Consider the following 18,661-nt stretch of genomic DNA (forward strand, 5'->3'; position numbering starts at 1 on the left):
GCCCCCACCACGGGGCCAGCGCCTAGAATCGGGGGACCTTCGCCGCACGAGGAGTCCCGATGCCCCGCAAGATCCTGTTGTGCCTGGCCGCGACGCTGGCCCTGGCCGGCTGCAAGCGTGAACCCGCCGATGCGCCGAGCGCACCCGCCGCGCAGGTGCCGGCCGACAGCGCGCCCAGCGCCCCGGTCAGTCGCCACGCCTTCTCGCCGGAGCTGACGCCCGGCGACTTCGCCGAGCTGGTCAAGACGCTGGCCTCGGACGACTTCGAAGGGCGCGGCCCCGGGACTCCCGGCGAAGAGAAGACCGTCACCTACATCCGCGACCAGATGCAGCGCATCGGCCTGCAGCCGGGCAACGGCGACAGTTGGTTCCAGGACGTGCCGATGGTGGAAACCACCGCCGATGCGGCCACCGCGCCGACCCTGCGCAGCGGCGAGCAGACCCGTACCCTGGCCTTCGGCACCGACATCGTGGTCGGCACGCGTACCGGCCAGGCCGAGGTCAAGCTGGACAACAGCGAGCTGGTGTTCGTCGGCTACGGTGTGGATGCGCCCGAACAGCAGTGGAACGATTACGCCGGCCAGGACTGGAAAGGCAAGACGGTGGTGATGTTCGTCAACGATCCGGGCTTCCAGATCGGCGATGCCTCGCTGTTCGACGGCAAGCGCATGACCTATTACGGGCGCTGGACCTACAAGTTCGAAGAAGCCGCCCGCAAGGGCGCGGCCGCTGCGCTGATCGTGCACGACACCCCGGGCGCCAGCTACGGCTGGGACGTGGTGAAGAACTCCTGGGCCGGCCCGCAATACGACCTGCCGGCCAAGGACGATCCCGATCCGCGCCTGCCGGTGCAGGGCTGGATCAGCGCCGAGACCGCCAAGCAGCTGTTCGCCAATGCCGGGCTGGACCTGGCGCAGGCCTACAAGGACGCCAGCAAGCGTGGCTTCAAGCCGGTGCCGTTGAAGGCCAGCTGGTCGGTGGACCTGAAGAGCAGCATCGCCGAAAAGACTTCGCGCAACGTGGTCGGCGTGTTGCCGGGCACCAGCCACGCCGACGAGGCGGTGCTGTACATGGCGCACTGGGACCACCTGGGCAAGCATCCGGGCGAAAGTGGCGACAACATCTACAACGGCGCGGTGGACAACGCCACCGGCGTGGCCGGCATTCTCGAAATTGCCGACGCGTTCGCGCATCAGGATCCCAAGCCGGCGCGCTCGGTGGTGTTCGTGGCGGTGACGCTGGAGGAATCGGGCCTGCTCGGTTCCAAGTACTACGTGGCCAACCCGAGCTTTCCACTGGACAAGATCGCGGCGGTGATCAACCTGGATGCGATGTCGGTGGCCGGGCGCGCACGCGATGTCACCGTGGTGGGCATGGGCAGTTCGGAGCTGGAAGACATCCTCAAGCCGATTGCCGCGATGCAGGGCCGCACCCTGCATGCCGAGGCCACGCCGCAAAGCGGCTCGTATTTCCGCTCGGATCACTTCAACTTCGCCAAGGCCGGCGTGCCGGCGCTGTATGCCGATGGCGGCGAAGACCTGCGCGAGGGCGGCACCGCGGCCGGCCGCGCGGCCGCCGAGGACTACGGGCGCAATCGCTATCACGCCCCTGGCGACGAATACGATGCGGCCACCTGGAAGCTCGATGGCACCATCGAAGACCTGCAGGCGGTGTATGGCGTAGGCAAGGAGGTGGGCGCCGGGCAGCGCTGGCCCAACTGGTATGCCGGCAACCCGTTCAAGGCGGCGCGCGATCGCATGATGGCCGGCAAGCCCGCTACGGGCGAGGCGCCCGATACCGGAAAAGACGCCGGCGAAGAGGGCAAAAAGGCAGCACCGACGCGTTGACCGGTGCCGGGACGGCACGCGTCATGCAGCCGACGCATGGCGGGGTGATGCGGTCTGCAAGGACAGCAGCAATACGTCCGCGCATCGATCAGACGCGTATCGATCAAAAACGCAAAGGGCCTCCTGGTGGAGGCCCTTTGCGTCGGGTGCGTCTTGATGGTGACGGTTGCGGACCAGATCACGCTTGTTGCCGATGCAGCACGGTCGCGATAGTGCTGCGATGAATAATGCATCGATGCACTACGCGATGCCTTTAACCGTGCTGCCGGCCGCGCGCTGCCATCAAGCCAGCGGCATCATCTACGCCACCGGCTTCGGGCGTCTTGGTCAGTCGTTGTCCACGCTGACCACGTGCCCGTCTTCCGGATCGACATGCAGCTCGACCTTCTGCCCGCCACGCTCGGCATCGGCGTTCCACAAGCCGTCTTCGAACTTGAGGTCGTGCACGTTGGAATAGCCGTCGGTCGACAGCGCGGCGCGGATATCGGCCTCGCTCAGCTTGGAGGTGGTCTGGTCGCCATAGACGCGGCCGGTGACCGGATCGATGCGTACGTCCACGTCCTTGCCGTCGCCGCTACGCGCGTCAGCGGTCCACACGCCATGCTCGAACTTGACGTCGTGCACCTTGGTGTAGCCCTTGCCGGTCAGCATGCTGGTGACCTCGCTGGAGGTCAGTGCCTTGGCCGGCTTGTCGGCGGCCGCTTGCGCAAATGCGCCCTGCGCCGCCACTGCCAGTGCGCCGATCAGCGCGGTCTTCATCAGTCGATATGCCATGTGATGCTCCTGCAGTGAAGTGCGCCCATGCTGGACGCGGCTTTATCGCTGTCAGGTGAAAGCCACTTCAAACGCGTTGCGAAAGTTCAGTGAGCTCAAGCTTTGGTGATGATGCGCCCGCGCTGCATGCGGTGGCACGCGCGGTCGTAAGAGGGCGTTGCGCAGTGGCACGTTGCGCTACCGCAACCGCATCATTCGCCCTGTCCGACGACATGCGATCCGTGCGAAGGACGCAAAAAAAGCGAGCCGCCTTGCGGCGGCTCGAGATTGACCTACACCCCTCTTCCTCACCTTACGGAATGGCGCGTGTGGCGCGAACGGCCTGGGGCGAGAGGATGGACATCTGCGGCCTGTCGGTGCCGTCCTTGTTGGGATGCACGCTGTACTCGTAACTGACATTCCACCACGAGCCGGCAGCCCACCACGTCCAGCCCGTCCAGACATCTGCATTGGCATCGATATAGCGGAGCATGCCGCGCAGCGCTTCATTGCAGACCGGGTTGTTGCCGGTGCCGAATTCGCCCAGGAATCCGCGCTTGTGGTTGGTGCGCAACCACTCGGTGAAGCTGCGCAGGCGCTCGACACCGATGGTGGCACTGACGCAGACATTGGTGGTGCCGCTGGAGTCGGCGTCCAGGTACTGATGCACCTCGAACGCGTAGCGATTGAGCGGATCGTAGATCGAGACCAATGCGGTTGCGTTGGAGTAACCATCGTTGGTGGGCGAATACCAGCTGTGCGCACCGGTCCACAATGCGCCCGGCACCAGGATCAGATTGTTCGCACCGGTGGCGCGAATCGCATCGATGCCTGCCTGTGCAGTGGCTGCCCAGCCGCTGGCCGATACGCCGTTGGGTTCATTCATCAGCCCGAAGATCACGGCGTTGTCGCTGGGAAATACCAGCGCAAGGCGGCGCCACAGGTCGGCGAAGGTGGCGTTCGACACCTGGTCGCCGCCAATCTTGTAGCCGTAGTATTTGCCGTAATTGTGGATGTCCAGCACCAGGTACATGCCCGATGCCTTGGCGCGTGCCACGGCTTGCTTTACCAGAGCCAGTTGGGTCGGATCCAGTTCGCCGCGTGCACTCGGCTGCAGGCGTTCCCACAGCACCGGCAGGCGGATCGTATTCATACCAACGCCGGCGAAATAGGTGTAATCGCTGGCCGGAGCATACATATAGTCCTTATTGAGGACACCGGGTTTCTTGGACGATGCAAATTCGGCGCCGGATAAATTGACGCCGGCATATTTCAGTGCGCGGGTTTGTGCGTAAACGGGTGCGAATGTGCCGAACAGGACGCAGAGCAGGGCGCAGCGGAAAATGGTGCGCAGCGTTTGAGAGACAGCAGACATAAAACAACTCCTTAGACGACGGGGATGGTGTGTCGCAGCGGGTTGCGTGCGATCTGCGCGAGGTGCGCCACACCTGTCGTAACCAATGCATCTGCCGTGCCTAATTGCCCACCACATCGCGTGTGAATTAAATGTGTTGGCTGGGTCGCAGTCACTTACCGCAGGGGTCACGTTCTGGAACAGCACGCTGTAACGCGCCGCGTTGAAAAGCGGTCGCGCACGCTTGTCGGCACCGCCATCGCATGCATGGCGCTGTCGAAAAATCGGCGAATGGATGCGCTCGCCGTCAACGCTGCGACGTCGGGTCACTGACGCGGCAGCGCTGTTGCGCGCGCGCACATGGCGAGCGCTAGCGCGCGCCGTGTGCTCGCGTTTTATTGCGGAAGGACTGTGCTCACCGCGGCCGGGCACGGTTGCTGCCTGGCATTGGCACGCCCTGCGCGTGCATGCCGATGCCGGGTGCCTGCTGCGCCGCGTGCGACGGGTGACCCTCGCTCGCGGTGTGCTTCGACTAGTGGGTGATGCGTTTTGCGCGCGCGCTCAGGATCGACATCTGCGGCTTGTCGCGGCCCTGCGCATCGGGATGCACGTTGAAGGGGTAGGTGCGGTTCCACCACGCGCCGGCGGCCCACCAGGTCCAGCCCAGCCACACGTCGCGGTTGGTCTCCAGATACCCCAGCATGCCGTTGAGTGCGCTGTTGCAGGTGGCGTTGTTGCCGGTGCCGAACTCGCCGAGAAATCCCTGCTTGTGATTGATGCGCAGCCATTGGGTAAAGCTGCGCAGGCGCTCGGCACCGACAGTGCTGCTGACACACCCGGCGCTGGTGCCGCTGGAGTCCGTATCCAGGTATTGATGCACTTCGATGGCGTAGCGATTGAGCGGGTCGCGAATGGAGGCCAGCGCCACTGCGTTGGATTGGCCGGCGACGGTGGAGTACCAGCTGTGCGCGCCACTCCATAGCGCGCCGGGCACCAGGATCAGATTGTTGGCGCCGGTTTTGCGGATGGTGTCGATCGAGGCCTGCGCCGCGTTGGCCCAGGATTGCGGATTGATGTCGTAAGGCTCGTTCATCAGCCCGAAGATCACGCTGTTGTCGTTCTTGAAGGCGATTGCCAGGCGTCGCCACAGATCGTTGAAGGTGCTGATCGGCACGCGTGCACTGCCGATCTTGTTGCCGTAATACCTGGCGTAGTTGTGGATATCCAGGATCAGGTAGACCTTGGCGGCCTTGGCGTTGGCCACGGCCTGGCGGATCAGCGCCAGCTGCGTTGCATCCAGCTCGCCGCCGGCCTTGGGTTGCAGGCGTTCCCACAGGATCGGCAGCCGAATGATGTTCATGTGCTTGCCGGCGAAGTAGCGGTAATCGCTGGCGGCCGGATACAGGTAGTCGACGTTGAGCACCCCGGGCTTTTGCGAGGATTTGATTTCGGCACCGGACAGATTGACGCCTGCGTACTTCAGGCGGTTCTGTGCATGTGCCAAGGGCACGCCTGCAAGCAGCACGCTGGCAAGCAGCAGCAATGACAACGCACGGCTGGACAGCCGGCGCGTCGGAGTGGGGGAGGGCAACATGGGTGACTCCTGAAGCATTCGCGGGGGAGATGCATGGCCCGGCGAACCTGCCACGGGCATGAAGACACTGCATCGCGCTTCACCCTAAGCGCATCCGGACATTCAAACTACGAATGCGAGATATCACTTAATTCGAGCTGTGAGCCACTCCGCAGTTATTGCCAAACATGCACACGCTTTGTTGTGGTAAAGCGACGCCACGCAGTCACGCCCATTGCAGGCCGGGTGCACTCTGCGCCGCACGGCTGCGGAAACGCCGTGCATCCGGCCTGCCTGGAGGCGGCTGTTGTGCGATCGCAATGCTGCAGGTGATGGCGTCGCGCGTGGCGGCCACGCAGATCGCAGTCGCGATGCGCTGCCCTGCGCAGGGCGATCGCCGGGGTGCGACGCGCTGGGATCAGCACGCCGGCACGCGCAACTGTCACCTGGTGCGATCGCGGAACTTGGTATGTGCCATGCGCAGCGCGTGCGTTGTGGGCTGCGTCATGCGTCCGGCAGCGGACCGCCAATGCGCATCCTGCGACACGCTGAGTGCGCTGGCGTCTGCCAGCGATGCAGCGCGCTGCAGGCACTCGTCGGCGGATTCCATCGCTTCTCCGTGGCAGGACATGGACGATGGCACGCAAAAAAAAACGGTGGCCGCAGCACAGGCCGCGACCACCGTGAGCGGCCCGCCCGCGTGGGCTACTTGGTCGCGCGGCGTGCGTACTTGCTCAGAATCGACATCTGCGGCTTGTCGCTGCCGTCCTTGCCCGGCTGCACGGTGAAGAAGTACTCCGGCTTCCACCATGCGCCAGCGGCCCACCAGGTCCAGCCCAGCCACACGTCGCTGTTCTTTTCCATGTAGGTCAGCATGCCTTCCAGTGCCTGGTCACAGACCGGGTTGTTGGCGGTGCCGAATTCGCCCAGGAAGCCCTTCTGCTTGTTCTCGCGCAGCCAGGCGGTGAAGCCGCGCAGCTTTTCTTCGCCGACCGTGGCGCTGGTGCACACCGGCTTGGTGCCGCTGTAGTCGTTGTCCAGATACTGATGCGCTTCGAAGGCCAGGTTGTTGCCCGGGTCCTTGAGGATTTCCAGGGCCTTGGCATTGGAGACGCCGTAACTGGCGCTGCGCCAGCTGTGTGCGCCGCTGTAGGCGGTGCCCGGCACCAGGATCAGGTTCCTGGCGCCGGTCTTGCGGATCGCGTTGATCGCGCCTTGCGCCGCGGTTGCCCAATCGGTGGCGGAAATGCCGTTGGGCTCATTCATCAGCCCGAAGATCACCGACGAGTCGTCCTTGAATTCGAGCGCCAGCCGGCGCCACAGGTCCGCGACCGCCGCGGTGGGCACCTCGCTGCTGCCGATGCGCTTGCCGTTGTACTTGGCGTAGTTGTGCACATCCAGGATCAGGTACTGCTTGTTGGCCTTGGCTGCCGCCACCGCTTTCTTCAGCAGCGCCAGTTGCGCCGGGTCCAGGTCGCCGCTGAGCTGCGGTTGCAGGCGCTCCCACAAAAACGGCAGGCGAATCGTATTCATGCCCTTGCCGGCGAAGTAGCTGAAATCCGCTGCGGACGGGTAGGTGTAGTCCTTGAACAGGGTGCCGGGCTTCTTGCGTGAGTTGAACTCGGCGCCGGACAGATTGACGCCGACATACTTCAGGCCGCTGGACTGCTTGTCGGGATGGCCAGGCTCCTTGGCGTGCGCCAGCGGCATCGCGGCCAGCAGGGTCAGTGCGAGTGCAGCGCTGCGCAAGGATGGGAACGTGGGGGGAGAACGGAACATGGAAGCCTCCTTCGGCATCGACGTAGGCGGCCGCAGGGGGAGGGCACGGCCAGCAGGGATGGTGCAGGTCAGGACGGTGGTTGGTCAGCGTAGAAGCTCCGGCGTTAGCGCACCATTCACGCCGGCAACGGCGATTTGATCGCGTACAAACACCTGCAGGGCGCACCATGCCGCTGCGGTCGCGTCCGCAACCCGACAGGCAAGACGCACTGTCGCAGGAGTGCGACAGGCGCCTGTCTTAAGCTACAACCCGATTTCTTTTGTCGTCCGCACTGTCGCGGGGGACGTCACATCCCGGAGTCTTTCCCATGAGCCAAGCCCACGCTTACGCCGCACACACTGCCGATCAGCCGCTTGCACCATTCGTGTTCGAACGACGCGCGCCCGGCCCCAACGATGTGCAGATCGATATTGCCTACTGCGGCGTGTGTCACTCGGATCTGCATACCGCACGCAACGAATGGCAGAACACACGCTACCCGTCGGTGCCCGGCCACGAGATCGTCGGCCGCGTCACTGCGGTTGGCGATGCGGTCACCGGCTTCAAGGTCGGCGACCTGGCCGGTGTCGGCTGCATGGTCGACAGCTGCCGCAGCTGCGCGTCCTGCCAGGAAGGCGAAGAGCAGTATTGCGAGCAGGGCTTCACCGGCACCTATAACGGTCCGATGTTCGGGGGTGGCGAGAACACCTACGGCGGCTATTCGGACCACATCGTGGTCGATCAGAAGTACGTGCTGCGCATCTCGCACAGCGACAACCTGGCCGCCGTGGCCCCGTTGCTGTGCGCCGGCATCACCACCTATTCGCCGCTGGCGCACTGGAAGGTCGGTCCCGGTCAGAAGGTGGGCGTGGTCGGTCTGGGCGGCCTGGGCCACATGGCGGTGAAGATCGCCAAGGCGATGGGCGCCACGGTGGTGCTGTTCACCACCTCCGAGAGCAAGCGCGCCGATGCGCTGCGCCTGGGCGCCAGCGAAGTGGTGATCTCCCGCGACGAGGCCCAGATGGCTGCGCAGACCAACACGCTGGACTTCATCCTCAACACCGTGGCCGCGCCGCACAACCTGGACCCGTTCCTCAATGCGCTCAAGCGCGACGGGGCGATGGTGCTGGTGGGCGTGCCCGAGGAATCGCACCCGTCGCCGAGCGTGTTCAACCTGATCATGAAGCGCCGCACGCTGGCCGGTTCATTGATCGGCGGCATTCGCCAGACCCAGGAGATGCTGGATTTCTGCGCCAAGCACAACATCGTCTCGGACATCGAAACCATCCGCGCCGATCAGATCAACGAGGCCTATGAGCGCATGCTCAAGAGCGACGTGAAGTACCGCTTCGTGATCGACATGGCCACGCTGGACAAGGCGGCCTGATGGCCCGCCCTGCCGCCTTGTCACAGGGCGGCAGGGCGTTTGCCGGCGCTGCGCTCGGCCCAGGTGATGCGCGCGCGCATCACCTGGGGTTTTGCACGGCAGGTGGTGCGTGACCGCACGACATCGGTCGTAATCAGTTGGATCGATGGCGCCGGTGAGCGGCACCATCGGCACGCAGGCCCACTAGGCGGACACCGGTGAGCCGTGCAGCGTGCCGACGGCAGGCAACGCGCTGCGTGGGCGGCGGACCGGCATCGGTGCGGAGAACAGCAGGTTCAGCGCAGGCAGGCGGCCGGGCGCGCGCAGCAGGCACAGCACGGCCGGGACCAGTACGCCGACCCCCAACAAGGCAAAGAACAGCACCGCTCCCTCGTCGATCCAGCGCGGCAGCAGATAGGCCAGCACGATGAAGGGCGGAAAGTGGCTCAGGTAGAACACCACCGAGTTGCGGCCCACATAGCGGATCGCCTGCGCAGCCGGTTGCCGGTTCGCCCACATCGCCACAGCGACCAGCAGTGGCAGCGCGATCACCACCAGCGGCAGGTAGCCGATCCAGATGCCATGCAGCGCGGTGAGATTGGCGATCAGCACGATGGCGCACAGGCTCAGGCACGACAGCGGCCAGATCCAGCGCGGCGCCTGCCGCAGCAGTGCCGGCACCCGGCCGGCCAGCAGCGTGCCGATGTAGAAGAACGCAAAGTAATAGAACGGATCTGCGCCCTGGCGCAGCAGCGGACCCAGGCAGACCGAGCCCAGCACGGTCGCGGCCAGCACCAATGGCGGCGGCAGCCGACGCAGCAAGGGCATTAGCACCAGGAACACGAACAGGTAGAACAGGAACCAGGTCAGCGCCACGTTGCCGACCGCGATCTTGCCCAGATCCAGCCAGGCGATGGGTTCGGCCTTGGCCAGCACCGAGCCCGCCTCGCGCAGGGCGAAGATCAGCACCGACCAGAGCAGGTAGGGGTACAGCACGTGCCGCAGCTTGCCGCCAAGGTAGGGCGCGATGCCCTTGTCCAGCCCACGCGCGACGAACAGGCCCGACAGCAGGAACATCAGCTGCATGCGCAGCGGTGCCAGCGAGCGGTTGAGGTGCTCGATGGACAGCATCAGGGCACTGGCTTGCTCGGTCGCGCCGCTGCGCAGTTCCGGGTAGGCATCGAAGGCGAAGCCATAGGCGTGCAGCACGATCACCATCAATACGCTGGCGCCGCGGAGCCAGTCCACCCAGTCGTCGCGTCCATGTTGGCTGGTAGCGAGTTGCTGCGTCATGAGGTTGCTTCCTTGGTGAGGCCCACGGCTTCGCCGCCGCGTGGCGCGGCGACACGTGAACGAGGTCTGGAGTCCACGGCGGCGGCGTTGCCCGCACCCGGGATGGAACCGACTGCCGTCACTGCCCGGCACCTCCAGGTCGGCGCAGAACGTCCTGCGCGTCGGGGGGGATTGATTGGCCGGTGCTACATGGCGACAGAAGATATGTGACTTAAATCACACTTCCATAGGGGGTGCAATCGTCGAGGCTGCAGATCGCGACAGCCCTGCGGGCATGCCGATTGCGGGCGCTGGCGTGCGTGCAGCGCGTCAAATGGCGGCCAGACGCCTGCGTCTGCCGCCACCGCGCACCGGCCGGCGCGTGTTGAGCGCAGGGCCAATGGCGGAGCCACGTGGTGTGTTCGTCGCGCGCTGCGGGTTGGACCGGACACGCCCGTGCGGAGGCGAAGCTGGCTTGCGCCTGGAGGCGCCTAGAGGCGTCCGGCGGCGTGGCAGGCAGGTGCGCGCCTGGCCTTGCGCCAGGCGCAGGCGATTACTGCGTCGCGCATGCGGGCGCTTTCCCGCGCCGTGGATACGCTGCAACGCGCAGCGTCATCCAGTCTTGCCGCGCAGGCCGCATGCGGTTTGCGGCTTGCCTGCAGGCAACGCCACAGCCAGCGCCGGGCACCGGGCCCACGCGCTGGCCACACTCAGGCGGCGGCCGGTTCCTTGACCTGCGCCTTGACGCCCAGCAGCTGCACGATGCTGCCGGCCGCGTCGCGGCCTTCGGCCACGGCGGTGACCACCAGGTCGGCGCCGCGCACGCAGTCGCCGCCGGCGAACAGGCGCGGGTTGCTGGTCTGGTAGGGCAGGCGGCCGTTGTCGTCGGCCGGTGCGACGATGCGGCCGTTGCTGCCGGCTTCCACGCCCTGCGAGGCCAGCCAGTCGGGCAGGGTCGGCGAGAAGCCGAACGCGATGATCACCACGTCCGCTTCCAGCAGCGATTCGCTGCCTTCCACCGGTACCGCGTTGCGCCGCCCGCTGGCATCGGGCTCGCCGAGGCGGGTTTCCACCACGGTCACGCCGATCGCCTCGTCGTCGGCGCCGGATTCGATCGACAGCGGCTGACGGTTGAACAAAAAGCGCACGCCTTCCTCGCGCGCGTTGGCGACCTCGCGCGCCGAGCCCGGCATGCTGGCCTCGTCGCGGCGGTACGCGCAGGTGACCTTGGCCGCGCCCAGGCGGATCGCACTGCGCACGCAGTCCATGCCGGTGTCGCCGCCGCCCAGCACCACCACCCGCTTGCCGTTGAGATCGGGCAGCGCCATCTGGTCTTCCCAGCCGGCGATCGGCCGGCCGTGCGGGTCGTTGCCGCTGACGATGCGGCTGTTCTGCACCAGGAACGGCAACGCCGGCAGCACATTCTTCAGGTCCTGCCCGGGCAGCCCGCCATCGGTGTAGCGGTAGGCGCCGGTGCCCAGGAACACCGCGTCGTATTCGCCCAGCAACTGCTCGATGCTGATGTCGCGGCCCACTTCCACGCCCAGGCGGAACTGCACGCCCATGCCTTCGAGAATCTCGCGGCGCTTGCCGATCACCGACTTGTCCAGCTTGAAGCTGGGGATGCCGAACTGCAGCAGCCCGCCGATCTGCTCGTAGCGGTCGTAGACCACCGCCTCGATCCCGGCACGCACCAGGCGGTCCGCGCAGGACAGGCCGGCCGGGCCGGCGCCGATCACCGCTACCCGCCAGCCGCTCGGCTGCACATTGCCCAGGTCCGGGCGCCAGCCCATCTTGAACGCGGTATCGACGATGTATTTTTCCACCGCGCCAATGGTGACCGCGCCGAATTCCTCCAGCGTGCAGCTGCCTTCGCACAGGCGATCCTGCGGACACACCCGCCCGCACACTTCCGGCAGCGGGTTGGTGGAATGGCACAGCGCGGCGGCTTCTTCGATGCGGTTTTCCTGCACCAGCTGCAGCCACTGCGGAATCGCGTTGTGTACCGGGCATTTCCAGCTGCAATACGGGTTGCCGCAGTCCAGGCAACGGCCGGACTGGTACTGCGCGTCGGCCTTGTCGAACTTGCCGTACAACTCGCCCCAGTCACCGGAGGTACGCAGCTCCACCGGAATGCGCGTGGGCATGGTCCGGGGCAGGTCGAGGAATTGGAAGGCTTGCTTGCGGCTCATAAAAGAAATCCGTGGCTGATTCCCTTCTCCCGCGTGCGGGAGAAGGTGCCCCGAAGGGGCGGATGAGGGTTGCGGGCCACCGGCCCTCACCCCCGACCCCTCTCCCGCGAGCGGGAGGGGAGCACGACTAGGCGGCGCGCCGCAGCGACTCAGTCAGCGACTCGATGCTGGCGGCCTTGGGTTTGACCAGCCAGAACTTGCCGATGTAGTCGCGGAACTCGTCCAGGATCTGCTGCGCCCAGATGCTGCCGGTCAGTTCGCGGTGGCGGCTGATCAGGGTGTGCAGGTGCTGGCGATGGTTCTCGAAGCCCTCGGCGGAGACACGGTGGATGTCGATCAGCTCGTGGTTGTAGCGGTCCACGAAGTCGCGTTCGATATCCAGCACATAGGCCAGCCCGCCGGTGAAGCCGGCGCCGAAGTTCAGGCCCACCTTGCCCAGCACCAGCACCACGCCGTCGGTCATGTATTCGCAGCAGTGGTCGCCTGCGCCTTCCACCACCGCCAGCGCACCGGAGTTGCGCACCGCAAAGCGCTCGCCGGCGCGGCCGGCCGCGAACAGCTCGCCGCCGGTGGCGCCGTACAGGCAGGTGTTGCCCACGATCGGCGTGCTGCGCGCCTCGAAGCGCGCACCGCGCGGCGGACGCACCACCAGCCGGCCGCCGGCCATGCCCTTGCCGACATAGTCGTTGGCTTCGCCTTCCAGCTCCAGCTGCAGGCCACCGGCGTTGAATGCGCCAAAGCTCTGCCCGGCGGTGCCACGGAAGCGCAGGTTCAACGGCGCATCGCTCATGCCGTGGTTGCCGTGCACGCGCGCAATGGCGCCGGACAGGCGCGCGCCGATCGAGCGGTCGGTGTTGTGGATCAGGAAGCGATGGTCGCCGCCGGTCTTGTTGGCGATCGCATCGGCCAGCAGGCCATCCATCTGCGTGGCCAGGCTGTCGGGCGATTCGTACAGGCGCTGGGCCGCGCAATGGCTGCCGTCGTAGCGCGCATGGGTGAGCAGGCGCGACAGATCGACCTTGACCCCGGCACGCGGCGAGACCTCCAGCTGTTCGAGCAGGTCGGTGCGGCCGACGATGTCGTCCAGCGACCGCACGCCCAGGTAGGACAGCCACTGGCGCACTTCCTCGGCCAGCAGACGGAAGAAATGCTCCACGCGCTCGGGCAGGCCGGTGAAGTAGTTCGCGCGCAGGCGCTCGTCCTGGGTGGCCACGCCGGTGGCGCAGTTGTTGAGGTGGCAGATGCGCAGGTACTTGCAGCCCAGCACGATCATCGGCGCGGTGCCGAAGCCGAAGCTGTCGGCGCCCAGCAGCGCGGCCTTGACCACGTCCAGGCCGGTCTTCAGGCCGCCGTCGGTCTGCAGGATGGTGCGCTCGCGCAGGTCGTTGGCCACCAGCGCCTGGTGCGACTCGGCCACGCCCAGTTCCCATGGCACGCCGGCATAGCGGATCGAGCTGACCGGGCTGGCCCCAGTGCCGCCGTCATGGCCGGACACGGTGATCAGGTCGGCGCCGGCCTTGACCACGCCGGCGGCAATGGTGCCGACGCCGGCATGCGCGACCAGCTTCACCGAGACCAGCGCGGTCGGATTGACCTGCTTGAGGTCGTAGATCAGCTGGGCCAGGTCCTCGATCGAGTAGATGTCGTGGTGCGGCGGCGGGCTGATCAGGCCGATGCCGGGCTTGGCGTAGCGCAGCCGCGCGATCAGTTCGTTGACCTTGTGGCCGGGCAGCTGGCCGCCTTCGCCGGGCTTGGCACCCTGGGCGACCTTGATCTGCAGCACTTCGGCGTTGACCAGGTATTCCGGGGTCACGCCGAAACGGCCCGAGGCCACCTGCTTGATCTTGGAGCGCTTCTCGGTGCCGTAGCGGGCCGGGTCTTCGCCGCCTTCGCCGGAATTGCTGCGCCCGCCCAGGCGGTTCATCGCAATGGCCAGTGCTTCGTGCGCCTCGGGCGACAGCGCGCCCAGGCTGATCGCGGCGGTGTCGAAGCGGCGCAGCACATCGGCCGCGGGGGCGACCTCGTCCAGCGGGGTCGGGGTCGCGGCACGCTTGAGCTGGACCAGGTCGCGCAGCGTGGAGGCCGGGCGCGCATGCACCGCGTCGACGTACTTCTGCCAGTCGCCGGCATCGCCGGTGCGGGTGGCGCGCTGCAGCGTCATGACCACGTCCGGGTTGTACATGTGGTACTCGCCGCCGTGCACGTACTTGAGCAGGCCGCCCACTTCCGGCTTGAGCTGGTCGTTCCAGGCGCGTGCGGTGAGCTCGCGCGCCTCGGTGTCCAGCCGCGCCAGGCCCACGCCGCCGATGCGGGCGGGCGTTTCGGCAAAGCACAGCTCCACCACGTCCGGGTCCAGCCCGACGATCTCGAACAACTGCGCGCCGCGGTAGCTGGCGATGGTGCAGATGCCCATCTTGGAGATGATCTTGGACAGGCCCTTGTAGATGCCCTTGCGGTAGCGGCGGCCGATCTGCGACTGCTCGCCGCCCTTGCTCAGCTGCAAGATGCCGCGCCGGCCCAGGTCGAACAGCGTCTGGTAGGCCAGGTACGGATACACCGCGGTGGCGCCGAAGCCGAGCAGGCAGGCCATGTGGTGCGCATCGCGCGCGGTGCCGGTCTCGATGATCAGGTTGACGTCGCAGCGCAGACCCACCTTGCACAGGTGGTGATGCACCGCGCCGGTGGCCAGCAGCGCATGCGCCATCGGCCGGTCCGGCACCGGGTAGCGGTCCGACAGCAGCAGCATGACGGCGCCGTCGCGCGCGGCCGCTTCCACTTCCTGGCAGATGCGTTCCAGGCCGGCCTTGAGGCCTTCCTCCACGCTGTAGGACAGGTCGATCAGGCGGTTGCGCTCGACGTATTGCTCCATCTTCAGCAGCTGGCGCAGCTTGCGCTGGCTGAGCACCGGCGAGTTGAGGATGACGTGGTTCACCGTCTCCGCGCCGGCATGGAAGATGTTGGTCTCCTTGCCGAGCTGGGTGGTGAGCGACATCGCGATGCCTTCGCGCAGCGGGTCGATCGGCGGGTTGGTGACCTGCGCGAAGGCCTGGCGGAAGTAGTCGTACAGCGGCCGGGTCTGGCGGCTGAGCACCGCCATCGGGGTGTCGTCGCCCATCGAGCCGGTGGCTTCCTGCTCGGTCTCGGCCAGCGGGCGCAGGATCTGCTCCACTTCCTCGGTGCTGAGCTGGAACAGCTTGTGGTAGCTGCGCAGGGTCTGCTCGCTGAAGGGTTCTTCCACCAGCGAGGGGTCGATCAGTTCGGTCTGCAGGTAGGTCACGCCCTGCTGCAGCCATTGCTTGTAGGGCGCGCGCGCACGGTTGATGCGGTCGATGGCGTCCGAGTCGAGCAGGTCGCCGCGCTTGAGGTCGATCGCCATCATCTCGCCCGGGCCCAGCTTGCCCTTGCGGGTGATGCGCTCGGCCGGCAGTTCCCACACGCCGGCCTCGGAGGCCACCAGGAAATGGCGGTCGGAGGTCAGCATCCAGCGCGCCGGGCGCAGCCCGTTGCGGTCGAGCATGCAGGCGGCATAGCGGCCGTCGCAGGCGACGATGCCGGCCGGGCCATCCCACGGCTCGGTGTTGAGGCCGTAGAACTCATAGAACGCAGCCAAGTCGGCGTCCTTGAACTCCAGCGACTGGGTCGCCGGCGGCACCAGGATGCGCAGCGCCTGCAGCAGGTCCATGCCACCGGCGATCAGCAGCTCCAGCATGTTGTCCAGGCTCTGCGAATCGGAGCCGTGCATGGAGATCACCGGGTCGAACTGCGCGATATCGAAGCGCGGGGTCTGCCACACCTTGCTGCGCGCCTGCGCCCAGCGGCGATTGCCTTCGATGGTGTTGATCTCGCCGTTGTGGGCGAGCAGGCGGAACGGATGCGCCAGCGGCCAGCGCGGCAGCGTATTGGTGGAAAACCGCTGGTGGAACACGATTGCGCTGGAGGACAGGTCGCTGCGCTGCAGGTCCGGGTAGAACGTGCTCAGCTTGTCCGGCAGCACCATGCCCTTGTAGCTGATGCCGTTGGGCGACAGGGTGGTGACATAGAAGTCCGCCACCTCGCGCAGCACCTGCTCGGCGCGGCGGCGCGCCAGAAACAGCGCCAGGGTGAAGCCGTCCTCGCTCTGCTCGGCACCGGCATCGACGAAGACCTGCTCGATGCGCGGCAAGGTGTCGCGCGCCAGCTGGCCGCACACGCTGTCGTCGGTGGGTACCACGCGCCAGCCGCGGAAGTGCACGCCGGCGGCGTGCAGCTGGGTTTCCAGTTCGGCACGGCAGCGCGCCGCATCGCTTTCGTCCAGCGGCAGGAACACCACGCCGGCCGCGTAGCGCGTGCCCACGGTGATGCCGGCGTCGCGCGCCAGCCCGCGCAGGAACGCATCGGGTTTGCGGATCAGCAGACCGCAGCCATCGCCGGTGAGTCCGTCGGCCGCCACGCCGCCGCGGTGGGTCATGCGCGAGAGTGCCGCAATCGCGGTGTCCACCAGCGAGCGGGATGGTTGGTCGTCCAACTGGGCGACCATGCCAAAACCACAGGCGTCGCGCTCATCGCGCGCGCTGTTGTAGAGACCGTAGTCGTTGAGCCCTTGGCGAGTGCGGGGGGCCATTGTCTGCCTCTTTGCGATCTGGGAGAGCGGCGACGACGTTGCAGCGCTCGATCCGTGGAGCGTTTCGAAGAGGTCACCGGATGATCGACTAGACCACAGTTGATGCGGTGCCGCAATACACCGTTACAGCTGCAACGAGGGCGGCCGCGAGGCCTTGTGCCAGCTGGCTCGGCGCCTGTTCGCCAACAGGCGCCAGGTGGCGCTCAGCCGCAACGCACCGAGGCGATCACGTTCTTGGCATCCACTTCCAGGTTGAGCCGCTCGCCGTTGAACTCCATCGTGGTCATCTGGCCGGGTTTGAGCACGCGCACCGATTTGGCGCCGGCATCGGTGCGGGCCTGTTCGCTCACCGCGTCGGTCAGCGCCTGGCCCACCAGCGACTGCACCTGGGTGGCATCGCAGCTGCCGATCGGCGGCGCCTCGGGCGCGGCGGCCGGCGCCGGTGCGGCGGCTTGTTCGGCGGCTTGCTGCGCCTTGGCGGAGACGGCTTCCTGCTCGTCCGGTTGCGGCGAGCCGCAGGCACTCAATGCCGCCAGCACGACCAAGGTACAAGCCAGGCGGGCGGTAGGCAGGACAGCGCGCATCGATAACTCCAGCACAGTGAGGGGAAGCCAAAGCATAAGCAGAAAACCCGCCCGCGGGCATCGCTTGCCCACATGGCGTTGTCGCAGCGTTGACGCGGCCTAGTCCCGCCCGGCCCAACAATCGGCGCCTGTCCTTCGATCCGTGCGCAATGAAAGCCAAACGTGTTCTTCGCAATGCCGCAGCCACCGCGCGCGCGGCCGGCAAGCTGGCCTCCGTTGCCGCCGGCGCGGTGGCCGCCACGGCCGCGGTGGCGAGCGTGGCCGCGGTCGCGCAGGCCAAGGCCACCGCGCGCGCGGCCGGGCTCACCTACGTCAACGATCAGCAGCCCGGCATCAGCCGCCGCAAGGCCGGCAAGAGCTTCAGTTACCGCAGCGCAGACGGGCAGCGCGTGGCCGATGCGGAGACCTTGCAGCGCATCCGCGCCCTGGCCATTCCGCCGGCGTATACCGAGGTGTGGATCTGCGCCAAGCCCAACGGCCATCTGCAGGCCACCGGGCGCGATGCGCGCCGGCGCAAGCAGTACCGCTACCACGCCGATTGGGCGCAGGTGCGTGGCGAAGGCAAGTTCGAACGGGTGATCGCCTTCGGCCAGGCGTTGCCCAAGCTACGCCGCCGGCTGCGCCGCGATCTGGTCCTGCCGGGCTTTCCGCGCGAGAAGGTGCTGGCGATCGTGGTGGCGTTGCTGGCCGACACCCTGGTGCGCGTGGGCAACGCCGAATATGCGCGCAGCAATCGTTCCTACGGGCTGACCACCTTGCGCAACCGGCATATGGAATTCCTGCGCGGCGGACGTGCGCGGCTGAAGTTCCGCGGCAAGAGCGGCCAGGATCACGATATCGAGGTGGACGACAAGCAGCTGGTCAAACTGATCCGCGAATGCCAGCAATTGCCCGGGCAATCGCTGTTCCAGTACCGCGATGACGACGGCCAGCTGCAGCCGGTGGATTCGGGCGAGGTCAACGACTACCTGCGCGAGGCGATGGGCGAGGATTTCACCGCCAAGGATTTCCGCACCTGGGGCGGCACGCTGGCCGCGCTGCAACGGCTGGCGCGCCTGCCGCTGCCCGAGCGCATGAGCGAACGCGCGCTGACCCAGGTGCAGAACGACGTCATCCGCGAAGTGGCCAACGCGCTGGGCAACACGCCCTCGGTATGCCGCAAGGCCTACATCGACCCATGCGTGTTCGAAGGCTGGCGTGCCGGCCACCTGCAGGCCATGGCCACCGGCGTGCGCGGCGAGCGCCAGTGGGAAGCGGCCACGCTGCGCTTTCTGACCGACTCGCGCAGCAAGCCAGGCAAAACCAGCAGCAAACCGCGCAAGGCGGCCGGGGCGCACCCGCGCCGTGCAGCATCGGCCTGA

Annotated in this window: 10 protein-coding genes and 1 pseudogene; 3 read left to right on the plus strand and 8 right to left on the minus strand. The window is 66.7% G+C overall.

Annotated elements, in window-relative coordinates:
- Window positions 1-59: 59 nt before the first annotated feature.
- Window positions 60-1,775, plus strand: a pseudogene (locus H7A87_RS00125) (M28 family metallopeptidase); the annotation flags it as partial.
- Between the two features lie 399 nt (window positions 1,776-2,174).
- On the opposite strand, the gene H7A87_RS00130 reads toward H7A87_RS00125, so the two are convergent.
- The 4 genes from H7A87_RS00130 to H7A87_RS00145 all read right to left on the minus strand — a co-directional run bounded on the left by H7A87_RS00130 (window position 2,175) and on the right by H7A87_RS00145 (window position 7,306).
- A complete protein-coding gene (locus tag H7A87_RS00130) occupies window positions 2,175-2,621 on the minus strand; it encodes a PepSY domain-containing protein (RefSeq protein ID WP_180496828.1) in 447 nt (148 codons plus the stop codon).
- Between the two features lie 292 nt (window positions 2,622-2,913).
- Complete coding sequence (locus tag H7A87_RS00135; protein WP_104536613.1) at window positions 2,914-3,975, minus strand: glycoside hydrolase family 5 protein; 1,062 nt, start codon at window positions 3,973-3,975, stop codon at window positions 2,914-2,916.
- A gap of 511 nt (window positions 3,976-4,486) precedes the next feature.
- Window positions 4,487-5,476: a glycoside hydrolase family 5 protein gene (locus tag H7A87_RS00140; protein ID WP_180496975.1), complete on the minus strand. Its 990-nt coding sequence runs from the start codon at window positions 5,474-5,476 to the stop codon at window positions 4,487-4,489.
- A 756-nt stretch (window positions 5,477-6,232) separates the two neighbouring features.
- Window positions 6,233-7,306, minus strand: a complete 1,074-nt coding sequence (locus tag H7A87_RS00145; protein ID WP_119127178.1) for a glycoside hydrolase family 5 protein — start codon at window positions 7,304-7,306, stop codon at window positions 6,233-6,235.
- Between the two features lie 308 nt (window positions 7,307-7,614).
- Between H7A87_RS00145 and H7A87_RS00150 the strand changes: the two genes are divergently transcribed.
- Window positions 7,615-8,673, plus strand: coding sequence for an NAD(P)-dependent alcohol dehydrogenase (locus H7A87_RS00150; protein ID WP_104586240.1), 1,059 nt, complete (start codon window positions 7,615-7,617; stop codon window positions 8,671-8,673).
- Between the two features lie 183 nt (window positions 8,674-8,856).
- Here H7A87_RS00150 and H7A87_RS00155 read toward each other — a convergent pair whose 3' ends face one another.
- The 4 genes from H7A87_RS00155 to H7A87_RS00170 form a co-directional block, all read right to left on the minus strand.
- Window positions 8,857-9,945, minus strand: coding sequence for an acyltransferase (locus tag H7A87_RS00155; RefSeq protein ID WP_119127179.1), 1,089 nt, complete (start codon window positions 9,943-9,945; stop codon window positions 8,857-8,859).
- A 689-nt stretch (window positions 9,946-10,634) separates the two neighbouring features.
- Window positions 10,635-12,116, minus strand: a complete 1,482-nt coding sequence (locus H7A87_RS00160) for an FAD-dependent oxidoreductase (protein ID WP_119127180.1) — start codon at window positions 12,114-12,116, stop codon at window positions 10,635-10,637.
- Between the two features lie 127 nt (window positions 12,117-12,243).
- Window positions 12,244-16,716 carry a glutamate synthase large subunit gene (gltB, locus tag H7A87_RS00165; protein WP_180496829.1) on the minus strand — a complete coding sequence of 1,491 codons (4,473 nt, stop codon included), beginning with the start codon at window positions 16,714-16,716 and terminating at the stop codon, window positions 12,244-12,246.
- Between the two features lie 203 nt (window positions 16,717-16,919).
- The gene (locus H7A87_RS00170) at window positions 16,920-17,300 is read right to left on the minus strand and encodes an I78 family peptidase inhibitor (protein ID WP_104586236.1); all 381 of its coding nucleotides are present in this window, start codon (window positions 17,298-17,300) and stop codon (window positions 16,920-16,922) included.
- A 59-nt stretch (window positions 17,301-17,359) separates the two neighbouring features.
- Here H7A87_RS00170 and H7A87_RS00175 point away from each other — a divergent pair, with 59 nt between their 5' ends.
- A complete protein-coding gene (locus H7A87_RS00175) occupies window positions 17,360-18,661 on the plus strand; it encodes a DNA topoisomerase IB (protein WP_232087988.1) in 1,302 nt (433 codons plus the stop codon).

Origin of the sequence: Xanthomonas sp. CPBF 426 (genome assembly GCF_903989465.1) — a bacterium.
In the GTDB taxonomy this organism is placed as follows: domain Bacteria; phylum Pseudomonadota; class Gammaproteobacteria; order Xanthomonadales; family Xanthomonadaceae; genus Xanthomonas; species Xanthomonas euroxanthea.

Excerpts from the sequence above, each read along its gene's own strand:
- H7A87_RS00130 (WP_180496828.1), bottom strand. The coding sequence starts at position 2,621 with ATGGCATATCGACTGATGAAGACCGCGCTGATCGGCGCACTGGCAGTG.
- H7A87_RS00135 (WP_104536613.1), bottom strand. The coding sequence starts at position 3,975 with ATGTCTGCTGTCTCTCAAACGCTGCGCACCATTTTCCGCTGCGCCCTG.
- H7A87_RS00145 (WP_119127178.1), bottom strand. The coding sequence starts at position 7,306 with ATGTTCCGTTCTCCCCCCACGTTCCCATCCTTGCGCAGCGCTGCACTC.
- H7A87_RS00150 (WP_104586240.1), top strand. The coding sequence starts at position 7,615 with ATGAGCCAAGCCCACGCTTACGCCGCACACACTGCCGATCAGCCGCTT.
- H7A87_RS00155 (WP_119127179.1), bottom strand. The coding sequence starts at position 9,945 with ATGACGCAGCAACTCGCTACCAGCCAACATGGACGCGACGACTGGGTG.
- H7A87_RS00160 (WP_119127180.1), bottom strand. The coding sequence starts at position 12,116 with ATGAGCCGCAAGCAAGCCTTCCAATTCCTCGACCTGCCCCGGACCATG.
- gltB (WP_180496829.1), bottom strand. The coding sequence starts at position 16,716 with ATGGCCCCCCGCACTCGCCAAGGGCTCAACGACTACGGTCTCTACAAC.
- H7A87_RS00170 (WP_104586236.1), bottom strand. The coding sequence starts at position 17,300 with ATGCGCGCTGTCCTGCCTACCGCCCGCCTGGCTTGTACCTTGGTCGTG.